Raw genomic sequence first — 3860 nt, 5'->3', positions numbered from 1 at the left:
CACGGCGTCTGGCCACGGCGCGGGCGCCGTGCTGCTCGCCGGGCTCGGCGCCGGCTTCGCCCTCGGCATCGCGTGCGGTCTCTTCAACGGCGTGGTCGTCGCGCTGCTCGGGGTCAATCCCTTCGTCGCGACCCTCGGCAGCTACAATATCGCGATCGGGATTGCGACCACCCTTTCGGCCGGGCGGCCGGTGCAAGGCGTGCCGGCACCGTTCTCGCAGATCTTCTACAGCGGCAGCATCTTCGGCGTGCCGGCGGCGATTGCGATCACCCTCGCGGTCGGCGTCGGGCTTCATTTGCTGTTGGCGCGCACCGTCTTCGGCCGATCGCTTTATCTGATCGGAACCAACCCGCGTGCCGCGGCGGTCGCCGGCCTGCCGGTCAAGCGCATCCTGGTCGCGACCTATGTGCTGTGCTCGGGACTTGCCGCGCTCGGTGCGATCATGATGACGGCGCGGACCGGATCGGGCGAACCGAACCTCGGCGGCGCGCTGTCGCTGCAGGCGATCGCCGGCGCCGTGGTCGGCGGAACGAGCCTGGCAGGCGGACGCGGCGGCGTTGGCACCGCCGTGCTCGGCGCCCTGTTCATCACCATTCTCTCCAACGGCATGAACCTCACCCGGATCGACGGATACGTTCAGATGGTCGTGCTCGGCGCGATCGTCATCATCGGCGTGCTGCTGGATCGCCTGCGGCAGGAGCGGCGCCAATGATGTCAGGCTCTCCCATCCAGAACGGCCCGGTCTCAGCGCGCGATGCGCCGGCATCGATCTATGTCGCGCCCTCGCTCGCCGCCGCACTCGATGCGTTGAGCGAATACGGTGCGGCGGGCGCTCCCTTGGCCGGCGGCACATGGATCATGAGATCGCCGATCCGGCACGAGCCGCTCAAGACCCACTATGTCGCCATCGGAAGGATCGCCGAGCTGACCGCGGTCCGGATCGGCGGCGATGCAATCGAGATCGGCGCGGCGGTCACGCACGCCGCGCTTGCGGCAGCTTTGGGCGACCTTCCTGAATTTGCCGGCCTCGCAGCCGCCGCCGGAGGCTCCGCCAACCCCGCGATCCGCGCGATGGCGACGATCGGCGGCAATCTCGCGACGTCGGAATTCGCCGCGGCGGATTGCGTGCCGGCGCTGCTCTGTCTCGATGCCGATGTCGAGATCTCGGGCCGCGACGGTCGCGAGCGCATCAGCCTGGCGCATTTCCTCGCGGTCCGATCAACGCTCGCACCCGGCCGCCTGGTGACACGGATCATCGTGCCTCGGGCAGAACACAAGACCGCCCATGTCCGCCTGCCGCTGCGCCGATCGGGCGATTATCCGGTCGCCATCGTCAGCCTTTCGCTCAGCGTCGACGCGGCGAACCGCGTCCAGACGGCACGAATCGCGGTCGGATCGGTCGAACCCAGCGCGCGCCGCTGGCCTCGGCTTGAAGCCGCGCTGATCGGACATCCACTCGACGCCGCAGCGGCGGCGCGTCGTGCGGCTGAACTGACCGACGAGTTCGTCGGCCGCGACAGCGTCGATGCGCCGGCCTGGTATCGTGTCAGCGTGCTACCCGGCCTCGTCCGTCGCGCCGCGATCGCTGCACTTGGCTCATGAACGCGCGGAGATGACATGGGATTCAACCTGACCGTCAACGGCGATCGCCTCCCCTCCGCAGCCGATCCTGCCACCCCGCTGGTCGATATCCTACGCGAAGAGATGCATCTGACCGGCGCAAAACCTGTCTGTCGCGAGGGCTTTTGCGGCGCCTGCATGGTGCTGGTCGACGGCGAGCCCACGCCTTCGTGCCTGCTGCCCGCTGCGCTGGCCGATGGCCGCGAGATCCGCACCGTCGAAGGCCTTGCACCTCAGGGAACGCTGAACCGCATCCAGGCCGCGCTCGAGGCCAGCGATGCCGTCCAGTGCGGCATGTGCTTTCCCGGCATGGTGGTGAGCCTGACACATTTCCTGACGACCCGGCCGAACGCCACCCGTGACGATATCCGGGCGGCGCTGACCGGAAATATCTGCCGCTGCACGGGCTATGAACGCATCGTCGAGGCGACACTGCTCGCCTTGGCCACGACATGATCGGGAGACGCAAGGATGTCAGACGTTTCCGCGACAATGGATCTGCGCCGGCGTGACGCTGCCGACAAGCTGCGCGGCCGCACGCGCTATACCATCGACCGATATCTGCCCGGCATGCTGCATGCCGCGGTGCTGCGCGCCAGTGTGCCGGCGGGGCGGATCATTCGTCTCGATACGTCCAGAGCGGCCCGCATGCCGGGCGTGCGTGCGATCGTGACGGGGGCCGATGCGCCCGGCATGATCGGGATCGGCATCGCCGATCACCCGCTCTTCGCCCGCGACGTCATCCGCTACGACGGCGAGCCGCTGGCCGCGGTCGCAGCCGCCACATTGACGCAGGCGCAGGCCGCACTCGCGGCGATCGACGTGGAGATCGAGCCGTTCCCCGCAGTCCTGACCATGGCGGATGCGCTGGCATCGGGTGCGCCACTGGTGCATCCGGACTGGCGCAGCTATGAGGTCTTGCTCGAAGGAAGCGCGCGTGGCGGCAACGTCGCCTGGGAGGCGACCGTCATTCGCGGCGACGTCGATGCCGCCTTTGCCCGGCCCGACGTCGAGATCGTCGAAAGCTGTTTCCGCGTCGGCCGGCAGAACCACGTGGCCTTCGAGCCGCGCGCAGTCGTCGCGAGCTACGAGGACGGACGCTTCCACATCGAGACGTCGACGCAGGTTCCCTGGAGCATCCGCAATGCGACCGCGCGCCTGCTGGGCGTGCCCGCATCACAGGTCCGCGTCACGGTGCCGCCGGTCGGCGGCGGCTTCGGTCTAAAATTCGATCTGGCCGTTGAACCCTTCGCCGCCCTGCTCGCCCGCGCCAGCGGCCGGCCGGTGCGCCTCGTCAATTCGCGCGAGGAGGAGATGCTGACCTGCCTGTTCCGCGAGAACGCCGATATCCGCATCCGCTCGGCGGTGACGCGCGCGGGAGATATCGTGGGGCGCGAGGCGATCGTCCTGATGGACTGCGGCGCCTATGGCGGCGAACAGATCTTCCTGACCACCATGACCGCGCACACGCTCGGCGGCAACTACAGGCTTGGAAGCGTGCGCATGGTCTCGCGCGCGGTCTATACCAACACGGCGCCGAACGGCGCGTTCCGCTGCTGCAACGGGGTCTACAACACCTTTGCGCTCGAGCGCCACACCGACGAGATCGCGGCGAGGATCGGAATGGATCCGCTTGCCTTCCGCCGCCGCAATGTACTCGGCGACAGGGATCTCGGCGCCACCGGCCAGGTATTCGAAGGCAATGTGCTCGGCCCGATGCTCGAGCGGATGGATACGCTGCGCGATGCGGCAGCACCGCCGCCGGAGCGCACCGACGGTCGGCTCTACGGACGCGCGACCACCGTCGGCACCTGGTTCGTCTTCGTCGGCCCATCGGCCGCGACGGTGAACATGAATGCCGACGGCACGGCGACGCTGGTCACGTCGGGTGTGGAGATTGGATCCGGCTCGATGATGCAGAGCCTGCCGCAGATCGTGGCCAGCACGCTCGGCATTGCACCCGAGCATGTGATCGTCCGCGCGGCCGATACCGATGCGGCCGGTTATGATGTCGGCGTCGGCGGCGGCCGCACCACCGTTTCGCTCGGCGCGGCCAGCCTGTCGGCAGCGCAGGAGGTGCGCACGAAGCTCTTGAAGGTCGCCTCCGAGATGATCGAGGCTGCGCCCGATGATCTCGTGATGCGCGACGGGCGGATCGAGATCGCCGGCGCGCCAGGCTCCGGCCGTACGGTCGCGGAGGTCGCGACCCGCGCCCAGGCGCTGGCTGGCCCGGTGTCCGG

General features: G+C 68.7%; 4 protein-coding genes. All 4 read left to right on the top strand.

Annotated elements, in window-relative coordinates; genetic code table 11:
- A partial coding sequence (locus tag H8B02_RS45940) for an ABC transporter permease (protein WP_229172314.1) occupies positions 1 to 712 on the top strand: 712 nt, incomplete at its 5' end.
- On the top strand, positions 709 to 1602 hold the full coding sequence (locus H8B02_RS45935; RefSeq protein ID WP_229172313.1) for an FAD binding domain-containing protein: 894 nt from the start codon (positions 709 to 711) through the stop codon (positions 1600 to 1602). The genes H8B02_RS45940 and H8B02_RS45935, both read left to right, overlap by 4 nt.
- Positions 1603 to 1617: 15 nt before the next feature.
- On the top strand, positions 1618 to 2076 hold the full coding sequence (locus H8B02_RS45930) for a (2Fe-2S)-binding protein (RefSeq protein ID WP_229172312.1): 459 nt from the start codon (positions 1618 to 1620) through the stop codon (positions 2074 to 2076).
- Positions 2077 to 2091: 15 nt separating this feature from the next.
- A partial coding sequence (locus H8B02_RS45925) for a xanthine dehydrogenase family protein molybdopterin-binding subunit (RefSeq protein ID WP_229172311.1) occupies positions 2092 to 3860 on the top strand: 1769 nt, incomplete at its 3' end.

Source organism: Bradyrhizobium altum (genome assembly GCF_020889705.1).
Classification (GTDB): Bacteria; Pseudomonadota; Alphaproteobacteria; order Rhizobiales; family Xanthobacteraceae; genus Bradyrhizobium; species Bradyrhizobium altum.
This window is presented reverse-complemented; position numbering and strand designations above follow the sequence as displayed.

Coding starts and splice junctions, on each gene's coding strand:
- H8B02_RS45930 (WP_229172312.1), top strand. CDS start 1,618: ATGGGATTCAACCTGACCGTCAACGGCGATCGCCTCCCCTCCGCAGCC.
- H8B02_RS45935 (WP_229172313.1), top strand. CDS start 709: ATGATGTCAGGCTCTCCCATCCAGAACGGCCCGGTCTCAGCGCGCGAT.